The organism is Flavobacterium chungbukense, assembly GCF_020805785.1.
Classification (GTDB): Bacteria; Bacteroidota; Bacteroidia; order Flavobacteriales; family Flavobacteriaceae; genus Flavobacterium; species Flavobacterium chungbukense.
The window spans coordinates 162,567-177,860 of sequence record NZ_JAJGZV010000006.1 but is presented as its reverse complement, the minus strand read 5'-3'; the positions used below and the strand labels follow the sequence as shown (position 1 = coordinate 177,860).

At 34.9% G+C, this 15,294-nt stretch carries 20 protein-coding genes; 18 read left to right on the top strand and 2 right to left on the bottom strand.

Annotated elements, in window-relative coordinates; genetic code table 11:
• Positions 1-5: 5 nt before the first annotated feature.
• A complete protein-coding gene (locus tag LL966_RS17420) occupies positions 6-3,233 on the bottom strand; it encodes a SusC/RagA family TonB-linked outer membrane protein (protein WP_229354991.1) in 3,228 nt (1,075 codons plus the stop codon).
• An 85-nt stretch (positions 3,234-3,318) separates the two neighbouring features.
• Positions 3,319-5,019 (bottom strand): BamA/TamA family outer membrane protein, encoded by a 1,701-nt coding sequence (locus tag LL966_RS17415; protein WP_229354990.1) that lies wholly within the window; start codon positions 5,017-5,019, stop codon positions 3,319-3,321.
• A gap of 177 nt (positions 5,020-5,196) precedes the next feature.
• Here LL966_RS17415 and rpsL point away from each other — a divergent pair, with 177 nt between their 5' ends.
• The 18 genes from rpsL (at position 5,197) to rpsN (ending at position 15,271) form a co-directional block, all read left to right on the top strand.
• A complete protein-coding gene (gene rpsL / locus LL966_RS17410; protein WP_144893908.1) occupies positions 5,197-5,580 on the top strand; it encodes a 30S ribosomal protein S12 in 384 nt (127 codons plus the stop codon).
• 24 nt (positions 5,581-5,604) lie between these two features.
• Positions 5,605-6,081, top strand: a complete 477-nt coding sequence (gene rpsG, locus LL966_RS17405) for a 30S ribosomal protein S7 (protein WP_017495022.1) — start codon at positions 5,605-5,607, stop codon at positions 6,079-6,081.
• 10 nt (positions 6,082-6,091) lie between these two features.
• On the top strand, positions 6,092-8,248 hold the full coding sequence (fusA, locus tag LL966_RS17400; RefSeq protein WP_229354989.1) for an elongation factor G: 2,157 nt from the start codon (positions 6,092-6,094) through the stop codon (positions 8,246-8,248).
• An 11-nt stretch (positions 8,249-8,259) separates the two neighbouring features.
• Positions 8,260-8,565 (top strand): 30S ribosomal protein S10, encoded by a 306-nt coding sequence (gene rpsJ, locus LL966_RS17395; protein ID WP_007803605.1) that lies wholly within the window; start codon positions 8,260-8,262, stop codon positions 8,563-8,565.
• A 405-nt stretch (positions 8,566-8,970) separates the two neighbouring features.
• The gene (rplC, locus tag LL966_RS17390) at positions 8,971-9,588 is read left to right on the top strand and encodes a 50S ribosomal protein L3 (RefSeq protein WP_026727877.1); all 618 of its coding nucleotides are present in this window, start codon (positions 8,971-8,973) and stop codon (positions 9,586-9,588) included.
• Positions 9,588-10,217: a 50S ribosomal protein L4 gene (gene rplD / locus LL966_RS17385; protein WP_229354988.1), complete on the top strand. Its 630-nt coding sequence runs from the start codon at positions 9,588-9,590 to the stop codon at positions 10,215-10,217. The genes rplC and rplD overlap by 1 nt, the downstream gene beginning before the upstream one ends.
• 7 nt (positions 10,218-10,224) lie before the next feature.
• Positions 10,225-10,515: a 50S ribosomal protein L23 gene (rplW, locus tag LL966_RS17380; RefSeq protein WP_091496652.1), complete on the top strand. Its 291-nt coding sequence runs from the start codon at positions 10,225-10,227 to the stop codon at positions 10,513-10,515.
• Between the two features lie 9 nt (positions 10,516-10,524).
• Entirely contained in the window at positions 10,525-11,349 is an 825-nt protein-coding gene (rplB, locus tag LL966_RS17375; protein WP_035650459.1) for a 50S ribosomal protein L2, read from the top strand.
• A gap of 6 nt (positions 11,350-11,355) precedes the next feature.
• Complete coding sequence (rpsS, locus tag LL966_RS17370) at positions 11,356-11,634, top strand: 30S ribosomal protein S19 (RefSeq protein ID WP_008464288.1); 279 nt, start codon at positions 11,356-11,358, stop codon at positions 11,632-11,634.
• 8 nt (positions 11,635-11,642) lie between these two features.
• The gene (gene rplV, locus LL966_RS17365; protein ID WP_007803631.1) at positions 11,643-12,056 is read left to right on the top strand and encodes a 50S ribosomal protein L22; all 414 of its coding nucleotides are present in this window, start codon (positions 11,643-11,645) and stop codon (positions 12,054-12,056) included.
• A gap of 5 nt (positions 12,057-12,061) precedes the next feature.
• Positions 12,062-12,820 (top strand): 30S ribosomal protein S3, encoded by a 759-nt coding sequence (gene rpsC / locus LL966_RS17360; protein WP_008464292.1) that lies wholly within the window; start codon positions 12,062-12,064, stop codon positions 12,818-12,820.
• Positions 12,821-12,839: 19 nt separating this feature from the next.
• Positions 12,840-13,265: a 50S ribosomal protein L16 gene (gene rplP, locus LL966_RS17355; RefSeq protein WP_017495016.1), complete on the top strand. Its 426-nt coding sequence runs from the start codon at positions 12,840-12,842 to the stop codon at positions 13,263-13,265.
• A gap of 12 nt (positions 13,266-13,277) precedes the next feature.
• Positions 13,278-13,469, top strand: a complete 192-nt coding sequence (rpmC, locus tag LL966_RS17350) for a 50S ribosomal protein L29 (protein WP_008464297.1) — start codon at positions 13,278-13,280, stop codon at positions 13,467-13,469.
• A 17-nt stretch (positions 13,470-13,486) separates the two neighbouring features.
• Positions 13,487-13,747, top strand: coding sequence for a 30S ribosomal protein S17 (gene rpsQ / locus LL966_RS17345; RefSeq protein ID WP_012022485.1), 261 nt, complete (start codon positions 13,487-13,489; stop codon positions 13,745-13,747).
• Positions 13,748-13,749: 2 nt separating this feature from the next.
• Positions 13,750-14,118, top strand: a complete 369-nt coding sequence (rplN, locus tag LL966_RS17340; protein ID WP_007803649.1) for a 50S ribosomal protein L14 — start codon at positions 13,750-13,752, stop codon at positions 14,116-14,118.
• 11 nt (positions 14,119-14,129) lie between these two features.
• Positions 14,130-14,444: a 50S ribosomal protein L24 gene (gene rplX, locus LL966_RS17335; protein WP_026727873.1), complete on the top strand. Its 315-nt coding sequence runs from the start codon at positions 14,130-14,132 to the stop codon at positions 14,442-14,444.
• Positions 14,445-14,446: 2 nt separating this feature from the next.
• A complete protein-coding gene (gene rplE, locus LL966_RS17330; RefSeq protein WP_017495015.1) occupies positions 14,447-14,998 on the top strand; it encodes a 50S ribosomal protein L5 in 552 nt (183 codons plus the stop codon).
• 3 nt (positions 14,999-15,001) lie between these two features.
• The gene (gene rpsN, locus LL966_RS17325; protein WP_008464305.1) at positions 15,002-15,271 is read left to right on the top strand and encodes a 30S ribosomal protein S14; all 270 of its coding nucleotides are present in this window, start codon (positions 15,002-15,004) and stop codon (positions 15,269-15,271) included.
• Positions 15,272-15,294 lie beyond the last annotated feature (23 nt).

The window sequence follows — 15,294 nt, the reverse complement described above, 5'->3', positions numbered from 1 at the left end:
TTTGTTTAGAAGTTAAGTTTTACATTAAACGAGTATACTTTTGTAGCTGGCATAACTCCTGATTGGAATCCTTGAATATTTCCTGCTGATGATCCTGCTTCAGGATCTGCATAAGGAAGGTTTTTGCTGATAATCCAAAGGTTGTTTCCAATCACACTAAATGACATACCTTTAATGTTCATTTTGTCTAAGATTTTAGATGGCACATTGTAAGTTAATCCAAGTTCTCTTAGTTTTACAAAAGATCCGTCGTAAACAGAAGCTTTTGTTGGGTTAGTATCAGAACTAAATGCAGTACCTCCAGAAGTAGATGCATCGATTCTTGTTGTGTTTGGTGTACCATCTTCGTGTACTCCAGGAAGAATAACTCCACCGCTATCTGCTCCACCAGTTAATGGGCTTCTAACAGAGTTTCCTAAATCGTTAACTCCTAAATCGTAAATACCAGTTTCTCTACCATAAGCTTGGTCAAGAGAGAAGATGTCTCCACCTTTTTTGACGTCGATTAAGAAATTGAAAGAGACATTTTTGTATGTTAATCTGTTTGATACACCACCAATCCATTTTGCTTGTGTGTTACCAATAACTTTATTTGAAGCTAAAACGTAGTAACCGTCTTCGTCAATAATTCTGTTTCCGTTAGCATCGTAAGTGTAATCTTTACCTCTTAATGTACCGTAAGATTCTCCAACAGTTGCGTTAAGAGAAGCGCCTCCTTGGAAAGTAGCTAATAATAAGTTATCTCTACCTTGGTTTAATGAAACTACAGTGTTTTTGTTTGTAGACCAGTTCACTCCAAGATCCCAGCTAAAGTTTTCAGTCTTAATTACTTTTCCTGATAAAGCAAGCTCGATACCTTTGTTTTCAATTTCTCCAGCGTTAACTGTTGCGTAGTTTACACCAGTTGAAGTTGATTGAGGTACATTAAAGATTTGGTTTTCAGTATTTGTTTTGTATAAAGATAAATCAAAGTTCAATCTATTTTTAAACATTGCCATCTCTAAACCTGCTTCCCAAGCTTTTTGAACCTCAGGTTTTAGGTTTGCGAAATCTAAATAAGTGTCACTGTTTCCAAATAATGGATTTCCGTCTAAACCGTAGTTGTTAACTTTGGCTCCTAATCTACCAGCTGCAGGGTCATTACCTACTTGTGCATAGTTGATTCGTACTTTTCCTAAATTTAACCAGTCAGCTTGTACTAATTCAGAGAAGATTAAGCTTGATCCGATAGAGTAGTAGCTATAGTTGTTCTCTTCTTCTGGTAAAGCGGTACTTTTGTCTAATCTGTAAGATCCTTCAACGAATAAAGTTTTGTTATAATCTAAAGATAACTGTCCATATAAACCTGATTTTTCGTAAGTAACTTGAGATTCTTTTGCAGGTAAGAATACGTTAGAGTTGTCTAAGCTGTATAAGCCTTCTTTTGCTAAACCTCCAGTTGTAGAAGCTTGGATGGAATAGGCGTCAGATCTTAAGAAAGTATATCCTGCTAAAGCTTTTGCTCCAATTTTATCAGATAATTTGAAGTTGTATGTAGCAATTACGTCATAAGTTTGTTGCATGAAATCTCTTTTATACAAAGAGTATCCTGAACCGTCATTAGCGCGACTGATACCAAAAGTTTCAGCGTGACTACCTACAGCTTTTCTTAATTCTTGTTGATCATTAGAATAATCAATTGTAGCACGACCTAAAACTGTAAAGTCTTTGTTGATGTCGTAAGATAAACTTGTACCAGCTAAGAATCTTGTTCTTGAATCTTGTTCGAAGTTTTGGTATCTGTCGAAATAAGGGTTGTTCCAGAATGCAGGTGCAAGGTTTCCGTTTGTTGGATCAGTCATGTTCCAAGTAACGTTTTGATGTGTTCTGTTGTATTCTTGCTCAAGTTCTTTAATGTCTACGTTTGTAGCCCACCATTGTCTGAAACCACCAATAAAGTTATCTCCGTATCCAGTGTTGTTTCTACCAGTAGTATTCTGGTTAGTAAATGTAAAGAACGCTGTAGAAGTTAATTTGTCAGATAGATCTCTTGAAAAATTACCGTTTAAACTGTTTTTGTTTAATAAACTGTTTGGTAATACTCCTGTGTTGTTAATGTTTGTGAAGCCTAAATTGTAAGCTCCTTTTTCGTCACCTCCACTAAAGTTGATATTGTTAGTGTAAGCAGTTGATTTTTGGAAGAAGTCTACGGGAGTGTGTTTAGCAGCTACCCAAGGAGTCGCTTTTTCGTAGTTTGGATTTCCTAATACGAATGCATTCCAGTTGTAAACCATGATATTAGGGTCGAAAGCATTACCATAAGAAGCGTCATCTCCAGTTGAAGCAACTAAACCATCAGGGTTTCCGAAAACTGGAGCAGTATAACTACTGTCTTCTCCTCCGTATCCTTCACCGTATTGGTTTTGGTAAGTTGGCATAGTAGATTTGTCGATTGCGCCAATAGAAACAGTCGAACTGAAGCTAACTCCTAAAGCAGTGTTCTTTTTTCCTTTTTTAGTAGTAATCATGATTGCGCCGTTTGAAGCTTGACTACCATATAAGGCTGTCGCTGCGGCTCCCTTAAGTACGTTGATAGATTCAATGTTATTTGGGTCAATATCTGAAGCGGCGTTACCGAAGTCAAATCCCTGTGATCCATCTTGCGAATCCATGTCATTTAAGTTGGCATTACTTACCGCTACACCATCAATTACTATAAGTGCTTGATTGTTTCCAGTCATACTCTTTACACCTCTCAAGACAATGTTTGTAGAACCTCCAAAGTTAGAGTTTGTTTTAATTTCCAAACCAGCAACTTTTCCAGATAAGTTGTTTAGGAAATTGTTTGTTGGACTGCTGTTTACTTGATCAGCTGTCACTAATTGAGAAGAATATCCTAATGATTTTTTCTCTCTTTTTACCCCTAAGGCCGTAGTTACAACAACTCCTTCAAGTTCTTGTGCGTCTCCTGCTAATTTTATGTTGATAACAGAAGAACTTGCTGCTACTTCTTGAGTTTTCATCCCAATGTAGCTAAATACCAAAACTTGGCTTGTAGTTGCTTTGATGGAAAACTTTCCATCAAAATCTGTTTGCGTTCCCGTTTTTGTTCCTTTGATTAATACACTTACACCAGGTAGAGGCATTCCTGCATTATCAGAAACTGTTCCCGAGACAGCTCTTTCTTGCGCAAATGATAATTGCGCCACTAGTACTAATAAAAGTACTAGGAATCCATTGAACTTTAGTTTCATTTTTAAATATTTTGAATTAGTGCGGTAAAACTCTTAATTATTTGTTAACTATCCTAATGTTCTTTTAATCTTTTTTTAATATACATTAAAATTTAACATTATAACATATGTTTACGATAGTGTTATAAAATTGTAAATCTGATGTTCTTTCCGCGCCATTACTGAGATTTATTCGTAAAATTCCACTCGTTGTCTGAATTGTTGTTCCGATGCCTAATCCTAATAATTTTTTAATCTGATTTTTGTTTGAAACACTAGTTTGATCTTGGTAAAGTGAATAATCTAAAATTGAGTTGATGTATAGGTTTGGTGATATTAAATAGCGATACTCTGTCAAAATCATTGTTGCAAAGTTGGCTTGTAAGCTATTTTCTAAAAATCCCCTAATAGAATTCATTCCACCAAATCGATATAATTCATTTGAAATATAGTTTTTGCTTTTTAAGAAAAAATTTTGTGAATTTATGTTAATGAAATTTTTAGGGTTTATTTCGAAATTGTATTTCAAATTGAGGTTTGCAAAAAACTGACTGCTTTTGCCTACTGTTTCAATAGAGTTGTTAGTGGTGCGATTTCCAAAACCAATTGAAGTGGCGATATAGGCTTTGTTGGAAAATATGGCATTTGTAAAATCGCTTTTCTGATAATCATATGTTGTGGTTACATACGAGTTGTTGAAATCGCTTATCGTTGAATTATTGGTGTTTTGAATATCACTTGATTCGGTTGATTGATATCCTAGGTATAGTTTTGAATTGTAATTTAAATAATATCCTAAATTGATGTCTGTCTTGGTGTTTTGAAACGTACTATCTTGTTTGAAAATATTTAATTGTGCTTTTATTCCGATTGGAGACTGAAACAGGTATGGTATTTCGATTTTGGTATTGAAGGTTTTCTGCTGATTGCCATCACTTTTCCAGTAAAGCGAAAACTTTTCTCCGGCACGCAATGTATTTATCAGTAAAATGTCTACATAGCCATTTAGATTCAGTTTTTTGTCTTCATCATTAGAAAATCCAATGTATCCATCAAAAGTATTTGCCTTTCTCTTTTCAATGTAAGTATATGCTTTAGTAGAATCTGTTGTGAATAATATTTCTGGATATTTTGTCTGCGAAATGAAATCAAAACTATTTATGTCGTTGTACAAATTTTTGACTGCTTCCTGATTGAATGTTTTGTTGGTATATTTCTTATTTAATTGTTTTAATGCTCCTTTTGGGAAAAAATCTTTCGAATCGCTATAATTTAGGATAATTGAATTTAAGGTTCTTTTTTTTTCGGAATCCAAAATTAGATCGGCATAAATTATTGAGTTTCTTCTTTTGATGTTTGCTAGTTTTATTTTAGAAAAAGCAAAACCATCTTTTTCTTTGTTTTGAATTTCTCGATTTAATAAATTTTCTAACTCAGAATATGGGATAATTATACTGTCTTTGACGGTTTTTTTTGAATCAAAAAATATATTATTTGTACCTATATATATATGTATAGTTTTTATTCTGTTTTTTAAATCAAAAATAGCGGTAAAAGTGCTGTCATTTGTTTTTCGATTTTCTAAAGTAATGATATCGAGGTAGCCTTGTTTTGTGAGCTTATTAGAAACTAAAGTGATTTCATTAGTAAGCGATTTTAGGTTTTGATGCATTCTATTATAATTAATAGAATCAATCGTTTGGTTTTGTTTTTCATTTGTTCCTTTAATAGTTAAATAAAAAGACTGTCCAAAACCTTTCGAGCCTAGAAGAAAAAAGAGAATATATATTAATTGTTTTGGTTGCAATTGATTAGTTTATTAAATGATTAAGCAAATATCATATGTTTCTTTGTGAAATCATACATATAAATAATCTTATTGAAAATTAATGATTTAACGTTTGTATACTGAAAAATATTTTATACATTTGCAACCCCGTAAAAAGCGGGAATTTAATAAACATAATAATTTTTAGTATTAATTATGCCAACAATTCAACAATTAGTAAGAACAGGAAGAACTCAGATAACTAAGAAGAGTAAATCGGTTGCTTTAGATTCTTGTCCTCAAAGAAGAGGGGTTTGTACGCGTGTTTACACTACTACACCAAAAAAACCAAACTCTGCAATGCGTAAAGTTGCGCGTGTACGTTTGACAAATGGTAATGAAGTGAATGCTTACATTCCTGGAGAAGGACACAATCTACAAGAGCACTCGATAGTATTAGTTAGAGGCGGAAGGGTAAAAGATTTACCAGGTGTTAGATATCATATCGTTCGTGGAGCGCTTGACACGTCAGGTGTTGCAGGAAGAACGCAAAGAAGATCTAAGTACGGTGCTAAACGCCCAAAAGAAGTAAAAAAGTAATTTAAAAACTTTTAAGAAAAAGACATGAGAAAAAGAGCGGCAAAGAAAAGACCACTTTTACCGGATCCAAGGTTTAACGACCAATTAGTAACACGTTTTGTGAACAACTTGATGTGGGATGGTAAGAAATCTACAGCTTTTAAAGTATTTTATGATGCAATTGATATCATTGAATCTAAAAAGCAAAATGATGAGAAAACTTCATTAGAGATCTGGAAAGATGCTTTAACAAACGTTATGCCTCACGTAGAAGTACGTAGCCGTAGAGTTGGTGGAGCTACATTCCAAATTCCAATGCAAATTCGTCCAGACAGAAAAATTTCTATGGCAATGAAGTGGTTAATACTTTATTCAAGAAGAAGAAATGAAAAATCTATGGCGCAACGTTTAGCTTCAGAGTGTTTAGCTGCTGCTAAAGAAGAAGGTGCTGCGGTTAAGAAAAGAATGGATACTCACAAAATGGCAGAAGCTAACAAAGCATTCTCTCACTTTAGATTTTAATTCGTAAGAAATGGCTAGAGATTTAAAATATACAAGAAATATCGGAATCGCTGCTCACATTGATGCTGGTAAAACAACAACAACTGAGCGTATTCTTTTTTATACTGGAAAGTCACATAAAATTGGTGAGGTGCACGATGGTGCTGCAACAATGGACTGGATGGCACAAGAGCAAGAAAGAGGTATTACAATTACTTCTGCTGCTACAACTTGTACTTGGAATTTTCCAACTGAACAAGGTAAAGTGTTGCCAGAATCATTGCCATACCACTTTAATATTATTGATACTCCTGGACACGTTGACTTTACTGTAGAGGTAAACCGTTCTTTACGTGTACTTGATGGTTTAGTTTTCTTATTTAGTGCTGTTGATGGTGTTGAGCCTCAATCAGAAACTAACTGGAGACTTGCAGATCAATATCGAGTTCCTCGTATGGGATTCGTAAACAAAATGGACCGTCAAGGTGCTAACTTTTTAGGAGTTTGCGGACAGGTTAAAGATATGTTGAAATCAAATGCGGTTGCAATTACTTTACCTATCGGAGACGAGGCAGATTTTAAAGGTATTGTTGACTTAGTGAAAAATCAGGCTATTGTATGGCATGATGAAACTCAAGGAGCTACTTTTGATATCGTTGATATTCCTGCTGATATGGTAGACGAGGTTAGACAATATCGTTCTATCCTTATCGAAGAAATTGCAACTTACGATGAAAATCTTTTGGATAAATACATGGAAGATGAAAACTCTATTACAGAGGATGAAATCAACAATGCATTAAGAGCTGCTACTATTGACATGGCAATCATTCCTATGCTTGCTGGTTCTTCTTTTAAAAATAAAGGAGTTCAGTTTATGTTAGATGCTGTTTGTAAGTATTTGCCATCTCCATTAGATAAAGAAGGTATTGAAGGAATTCACCCTGATGATGCTGAATTATTAGAAGAAGATCAAACTAAAATCTTACGTAGACCAGATGTAAAAGAGCCGTTCGCTGCTTTGGCATTTAAAATTGCTACTGACCCATTCGTAGGTCGTTTAGCTTTCTTCCGTGCTTACTCTGGACGTTTGGATGCTGGTTCTTATGTTTTAAATACTCGTTCTGGTAACAAAGAGAGAATTTCTCGTATTTACCAAATGCATGCTAATAAACAAAATCCAATCGAATTTATTGAGGCTGGAGATATTGGTGCTGCTGTAGGATTTAAAGATATCAAAACTGGAGATACATTATGTGATGAAAAGAATCCAATTATTTTGGAATCTATGAAATTCCCTGATCCAGTAATTGGTATTGCTATTGAGCCAAAAACAAAAGCTGACGTTGATAAAATGGGTATGGCTTTAGCTAAATTAGCTGAAGAGGATCCAACATTTACTGTTAGAACTGATGAGGCTTCTGGTCAAACTATTATTTCTGGTATGGGTGAGCTTCACTTAGATATCTTAGTTGATCGTATGAAACGTGAGTTTAAAGTAGAGGTAAATCAAGGTGAGCCTCAGGTTGAATATAAAGAAGCGTTTACAAAATCTGCTCAACATAGAGAAACTTACAAAAAACAATCTGGAGGTCGTGGTAAATTCGGTGATATCGTATTTACAATTGAGCCTGCTGATGAAGTTGATGGTAAAGTTCCAGTTGGATTGCAATTTATCAATGCTGTAAAAGGTGGTAACGTTCCTAAAGAATATATCCCTGCTGTTGAAAAAGGATTTAGAGAAGCTATGAAAACTGGTCCATTAGCAGGATATGCTGTAGATAGTTTAAAAGTAACTCTAACTGATGGATCTTTCCACCCTGTGGATTCTGATGCATTATCTTTTGAGTTAGCTGCAAGAATGGGTTATAAAGAGTCTGGACGTGCTGCTGGTGCTGTTATTCTTGAGCCAATCATGAAAATTGAAGTTATTACTCCAGAAGAAAATATGGGTGATATCGTAGGTGACTTGAACCGTCGTAGAGGTCAGGTTAATGATATGGGTGACAGAAATGGAGCTAAAACTATTAAGGCTGATGTGCCTTTATCTGAAATGTTTGGTTATGTTACAACATTAAGAACATTGTCTTCGGGTAGAGCTACTTCAACAATGGAGTTTTCTCACTATGCAGAAACGCCTTCTAATATTTCAGAAGCGGTAATTAAAAAAGCAAAAGGTAACGCTTAATTCTTAAGAAAATGAGTCAAAAAATCAGAATAAAACTAAAATCTTACGATCACATGTTGGTAGATAAATCTGCTGAAAAGATCGTAAAAACAGTAAAAACTACTGGAGCGGTTGTAACAGGTCCAATTCCGTTGCCAACTCACAAAAAACTTTTCACTGTATTGCGTTCTCCGCACGTTAACAAAAAAGCGAGAGAGCAATTTGAAGTAATGTCATACAAGAGATTGATTGATATTTATTCATCTTCATCAAAAACTATTGACGCTTTAATGAAACTTGAATTGCCAAGTGGAGTTGAAGTTGAGATTAAAGTATAATTTTTTTTATATTTTTTATATAAAAAGCGAGACAGAAATGTCTCGCTTTTTTTGTTTTTAAAAGTTAGTTTTTGTCTTCATCTTTTTTAAGATGTAATGGTTTTGAGAGTGTCATAAAGCTGTGTAAAGTCCTTTGTTTTAAGGAGGTGTGGCGATTTTTTGTTTTGTTTTTATTAAGTGATTGTTAAGTTTAAATTGCGTTAAAATTAGGAAGAATGTTTCGATTTTTAGTGTTAAAAAAAATGTTTTCGATGCTATTTTGAAGCTTGGATTTTGATAATGAGCGATTTAATTTTTGTAACTGTTTGGTATATTCAATTTTAATATCTACTTTTGCACTCCCTGTTTGGAAATTTCTGTTATTTTCAAATTGAAGGGAATTTTAGTAATTAATAATTAATATTTATGTCTGGGTTAATTGGTAAGAAAATCGGCATGACTAGTATTTTCGATGAAAACGGGAAAAACATTCCTTGTACAGTAATCGAAGCTGGACCATGCGTTGTTACCCAAGTCAGAACCAACGAGGTTGACGGGTATGAAGCGTTGCAACTTGGTTTCGATGACAAAAACGAGAAACATTCTACTAAAGCGGCTTTAGGTCACTTTAAAAAAGCTGGAACTGTTGCTAAGAAAAAAGTCGTTGAATTTCAGGATTTTGCAACTGAACAAAAATTAGGAGATCTTATTGATGTTTCTATTTTTGAAGAAGGAGAATTTGTGGATGTACAAGGTGTATCTAAAGGTAAAGGTTTCCAAGGTGTTGTTAAACGTCACGGTTTTGGTGGTGTTGGGCAGGCTACTCATGGTCAGCATAACCGTTTAAGAGCGCCAGGTTCTGTAGGAGCTTCTTCTTATCCATCTAGAGTATTCAAAGGAATGCGTATGGCTGGAAGAATGGGAGGAGAAAATGTAAAAGTTCAAAACCTTAGAGTTTTAAAAGTAGTTGCTGAAAAGAACCTACTTGTTGTTAAAGGGTGTATTCCTGGTCACAAAAACTCTTACGTAATCATTCAGAAGTAATGGAAGTAAAAGTATTAGATTTCAACGGAAAAGATACTGGTAGAAAAGTTCAACTTTCTGATTCAGTATTCGCAATTGAGCCAAACAATCACGCTGTATATCTTGATGTTAAGCAATATCTTGCTAATCAGAGACAAGGTACTCATAAAGCTAAAGAAAGAGCTGAAGTAACTGGAAGTACACGTAAGATTAAAAAACAAAAAGGAACAGGTACTGCACGTGCAGGTAGTGTTAAAAACCCTTTGTTTAAAGGTGGAGGAACAGTATTCGGACCAAGACCAAGAAGTTATTCATTCAAATTGAATAAAAACTTGAAAAGATTGGCTAGAAAATCTGCTTTCTCAATTAAAGCAAAAGAGTCAAACATTGTAGTTCTTGAGGACTTTAATTTTGAAGCGCCAAACACTAAAAATTTCATTAACGTTTTGAAAGCTTTAGGGTTAGAAAATAAAAAATCTCTATTCGTGTTGGGTGAGTCAAATAAAAATGTATATTTGTCGTCACGCAATTTGAAGGCTTCTAGTGTCGTAACTAGCTCAGAATTAAGCACTTACGCAATATTAAACGCTAATAATTTAGTGCTTTTAGAAGGTTCTTTAGAGTTAATTGAAGAAAATTTAAGTAAATAATAGGAATATGAGCATCATTATTAGACCTATAGTAACGGAAAAAGTAACCAAAGAAAGTGAAGTTCTAAACCGCTTCGGATTCGTTGTTGACAAAAAAGCAAACAAAGTTGAAATTAAGAAAGCTGTAGAGGCTGCTTATGGAGTAACTATCGTTTCTGTTAACACAATGAATGTGAGACCAGATAGATCTACTAAATACACTAAAAGTGGTTTAATCAGTGGAAAGACAAATGCTTATAAAAAAGCAATTGTACAAGTACAAGAAGGAGAAACAATTGATTTTTACAACAATATCTAAGATAGAAAAATGTCAGTAAGAAAATTAAAACCTATTACCCCGGGTCAGCGATTTAGAGTTGTGAATGGTTATGACGCTATTACAACTGATAAGCCGGAACGCTCTTTGATAGCGCCGATAAAAAACTCTGGAGGTAGAAATAGTCAAGGAAAGATGACCATGCGTTATACGGGTGGTGGTCACAAGCAGAGATATCGTATTATTGATTTCAAAAGAACTAAAGATGGAATTCCAGCTACAGTGAAATCAATTGAATACGATCCAAATCGTACTGCATTTATCGCTTTATTAGCTTATGCTGATGGAGAGAAAACTTATGTAATTGCTCAAAATGGATTGAAAGTTGGTCAGAAATTAGTTTCTGGTCCAGAATCTCAACCAGAAATTGGTAATACATTACCTTTAAGCAGAATTCCTCTTGGAACTGTTATATCTTGTATTGAGTTACGTCCAGGACAAGGAGCGGTTATTGCTCGTTCAGCTGGAACTTTTGCTCAGTTAATGGCAAGAGACGGGAAATATGCAACAATTAAAATGCCATCTGGAGAAACAAGATTAATCTTGTTGACTTGTTCGGCTACAATTGGAGCTGTTTCAAACTCTGATCACCAATTAGTTGTATCTGGAAAAGCAGGTAGAACAAGATGGTTAGGAAGAAGACCTAGAACTAGACCAGTAGCGATGAACCCAGTTGATCACCCTATGGGAGGTGGTGAAGGACGTTCTTCTGGAGGGCACCCACGTTCAAGAAACGGATTGCCAGCTAAAGGTTACAGAACTCGTTCTAAGAAAAACCCGAGTAACAAGTATATCGTAGAACGTAGAAAGAAATAATAAGATATGGCACGTTCATTAAAAAAAGGACCTTTCGTTCATTATAAATTAGACAAGAAAGTTCAAGAAAACGTAGAAAGTGGTAAAAATGCAGTTGTAAAGACTTGGTCTAGAGCTTCAATGATTACACCAGATTTCGTTGGACAAACTATCGCAGTTCATAACGGTCGTCAATTTGTACCGGTTTACGTAACAGAAAACATGGTAGGTCACAAATTAGGAGAGTTTTCACCAACTAGATCTTTTAGAGGTCATGCTGGAGCAAAAAATAAAGGTAAAAAATAAAAGAAGCAATGGGAGTTCGTAAAAGAGAAACAGCAGATGCGAGAAAAGAGGCTAATAAGTCTATCGCTTTCGCAAAATTGAATAACTGCCCTACTTCACCTAGAAAAATGCGCTTAGTAGCGGACTTGGTAAGAGGTCAGAAGGTAGAAAGAGCACTTAACATCTTAAGATTCAGTTCTAAAGAAGCTTCAAGAAAATTAGAAAAACTATTATTATCTGCAATCAATAACTGGGAGCAAAAAAATAGTGAAGGTAATTTAGAAGAAGCTGGATTATTTGTTAAAGAGATCAGAGTAGATGGTGGAATGATGTTGAAAAGACTTCGTCCAGCTCCACAAGGTCGTGCACACAGAATAAGAAAACGTTCTAACCACGTTACAATCGTGCTTGGAGCTATCAATAACACACAAAGCAATTCTTAAGCAGCATGGGACAAAAGACAAATCCAATTGGAAATAGACTTGGTATCATCAGAGGGTGGGACTCAAACTGGTATGGTGGAAATGATTACGGTGATAAATTAGCCGAAGATCACAAAATCAGAAAGTATATCCACGCTCGTTTATCAAAAGCTAGTGTATCAAAAGTAATCATCGAGAGAACTTTGAAACTTGTAACCGTTACTATCACTACTGCTAGACCTGGTATCATTATCGGAAAAGGTGGACAAGAGGTAGACAAGTTAAAAGAAGAACTTAAGAAAGTTACTGACAAAGAGGTTCAAATCAACATCTTTGAAATCAAAAGACCTGAGTTAGATGCTTATCTTGTGGCGACAAGCATCGCTCGTCAAATCGAAAGTCGTATTTCTTACAGACGTGCAATCAAAATGGCTATTGCTGCTTCTATGCGTATGAACGCTGAAGGTATCAAAGTTTTGATTTCTGGTCGTTTGAATGGAGCTGAGATGGCGCGTTCAGAAGGTTTCAAAGAAGGTAGAATTCCTCTATCAACTTTCAGAGCTGACATTGATTATGCTTTGGCTGAAGCTCACACTACTTACGGTAGAATGGGTATCAAAGTATGGATCATGAAAGGTGAAGTTTACGGTAAGAGAGAGCTTTCTCCACTTGCTGGAATGGACAAAAAACAATCTGGTACAGGTGGTGGTAAAGGTGGAGATGCTCCTAGAGGCAAATCTAACTTTAACAAAGGCGGTAAACCAGATGCTCGTAAAAGAAAGTAAATTTTTAAACTAAAGAAAAATGTTACAGCCTAAAAGAACAAAATACCGTAAGGTACAAAAAGGTAAAATGAAAGGTAACTCTCAAAGAGGGCACGAACTTTCAAATGGAATGTTTGGTATTAAATCTGTACATGAAGATGGAATGTTCTTAACTTCTCGTCAAATCGAAGCTGCGCGTATTGCTGCAACTCGTTACATGAAGAGAGAAGGACAATTATGGATTAAAATATTTCCAGACAAACCTATCACTAAGAAGCCTCTTGAAGTACGTATGGGTAAAGGTAAAGGAGCAGTTGAGTATTGGGCTGCTGTTGTTAAACCAGGAAGAATTATGTTTGAAGTTGGAGGAGTTCCATTGTCAGTTGCAAAAGAGGCGTTACGTCTTGCGGCTCAAAAGCTTCCAGTAAAAACTAAGTTCGTCGTTGCTAGAGATTTCGAAGCATAATTTATATTTATTATGAAACAATCAGAAATAAAAGATCTTTCTGCAGCGGAGTTGCAAGAAAAGCTTAGTCAAACTAAGAAAGTATATGCTGACCTAAAAATGGCTCACGCTATTTCTCCAATTGCAAACCCACTTCAAATTAGAAGTGTAAGAAGAACAGTTGCAAGATTAGCTACAGAGTTAACTAAAAGAGAGTTACAATAATTGTATTCTGCTGAAAGATGGAAGAAAAAAGAAATTTAAGAAAAGAAAGAATAGGTGTTGTTACTTCAAATAAGATGGATAAATCTATCGTTATTTCTGAAGTAAGAAAAGTAAAACACCCATTATACGGTAAGTTCGTGTTGAAAACTAAGAAATATGTTGCACACGACGAAACAAACGACTGTAACATTGGAGATACTGTAAGAATTAGCGAAACGCGTCCTTTAAGTAAAACAAAATGTTGGAGATTAGTTGAAATCTTAGAAAGAGCTAAATAATTATGGTACAACAAGAATCAAGACTAAAAGTAGCAGATAACACGGGAGCTAAAGAAGTTTTAACTATTCGTGTTTTAGGAGGTACTAAAAGAAGATATGCCTCTGTTGGTGACAAAATTGTAGTTTCTATCAAAGATGCAACTCCAAACGGAAACGTGAAAAAAGGAGCTGTTTCAACTGCAGTTGTTGTACGTACTAAAAAAGAAGTGAGAAGAGCTGATGGTTCTTATATCCGTTTCGATGACAATGCATGTGTTCTTTTGAATGCTGCAGGGGAAATGAGAGGAACACGTGTTTTTGGTCCGGTAGCAAGAGAACTTCGTGAAAAACAATTCATGAAAATTGTATCATTAGCACCAGAAGTGCTTTAATTCGTTTTAAGATGATAAAGCTAAAAATAAAATCAGGAGATATCGTAAGAGTTATTGCTGGAGACCATAAAGGTGCTGAAGGTAAAGTTTTACGTGTTTACCGTGAGAAAAATAAAGCGATAGTTGAAGGTGTAAACATGGTTTCAAAACATACAAAACCAAGTGCTAAAAACCCTCAAGGTGGTATCGTTAAGAAAGAAGCTTCTATTCAAATTTCTAACATTGCTTTAATTGATCCTAAAACTAAGGAAACAACTAGAGTAGGTATTAGAGTAGAAGGAGATAAGAAAGTAAGATTTTCAAAAAAATCTAATCAAGTACTATAGTAATGGCATATACACCTAGACTAAAAGAAGAATATAAGAGTAGAGTAATCTCTGCTCTTAAAGAAGAGTTCGGATATACAAACGTAATGCAAGTTCCAAAACTTGAAAAAATCGTTTTGAGCCGTGGAGTTGGTGCAGCTGTATCTGATAAAAAACTTATTGACTATGCTGTTGATGAGTTGACAAAGATCACTGGACAAAAAGCAGTATCTACAATTTCTAAGAAAGACGTTGCGTCTTTCAAATTAAGAAAAGGGATGCCTATTGGAGCAAAAGTAACTTTACGTGGAGAAAGAATGTATGAGTTTTTAGATAGACTTATTACTTCTGCTTTACCACGCGTTAGAGATTTTAGTGGTATTAAAGCTACTGGTTTCGATGGAAGAGGTAACTACAATCTTGGAGTTTTAGAGCAAATCATTTTCCCAGAAATTGATATTGACAAAGTAAATAAAATTTCAGGAATGGATATTACATTTGTTACTACTGCAAAAACAGACAAGGAAGCAAAGTCATTATTGGCTGAATTAGGATTACCTTTTAAAAAGAATTAAGACATGGCTAAAGAATCAATGAAAGCCCGTGAGGTGAAAAGAGAGAAAACGGTAGCTAAGTATGCTGAAAAAAGAAAAGCTTTATTAGAAGCTGGAGATTATGAAGGCCTACAAAGATTACCTAAAAATGCTTCACCAGTTCGTTTACACAATCGTTGTAAATTAACAGGTAGACCTAGAGGTTATATCCGTCAATTTGGTATTTCACGTGTAACTTTCCGTGAGATGGCTAATAATGGATTAATTCCAGGTGTTAAAAAAGCGTCTTGGTAATCTCGCAATAAGTTATTACTTTT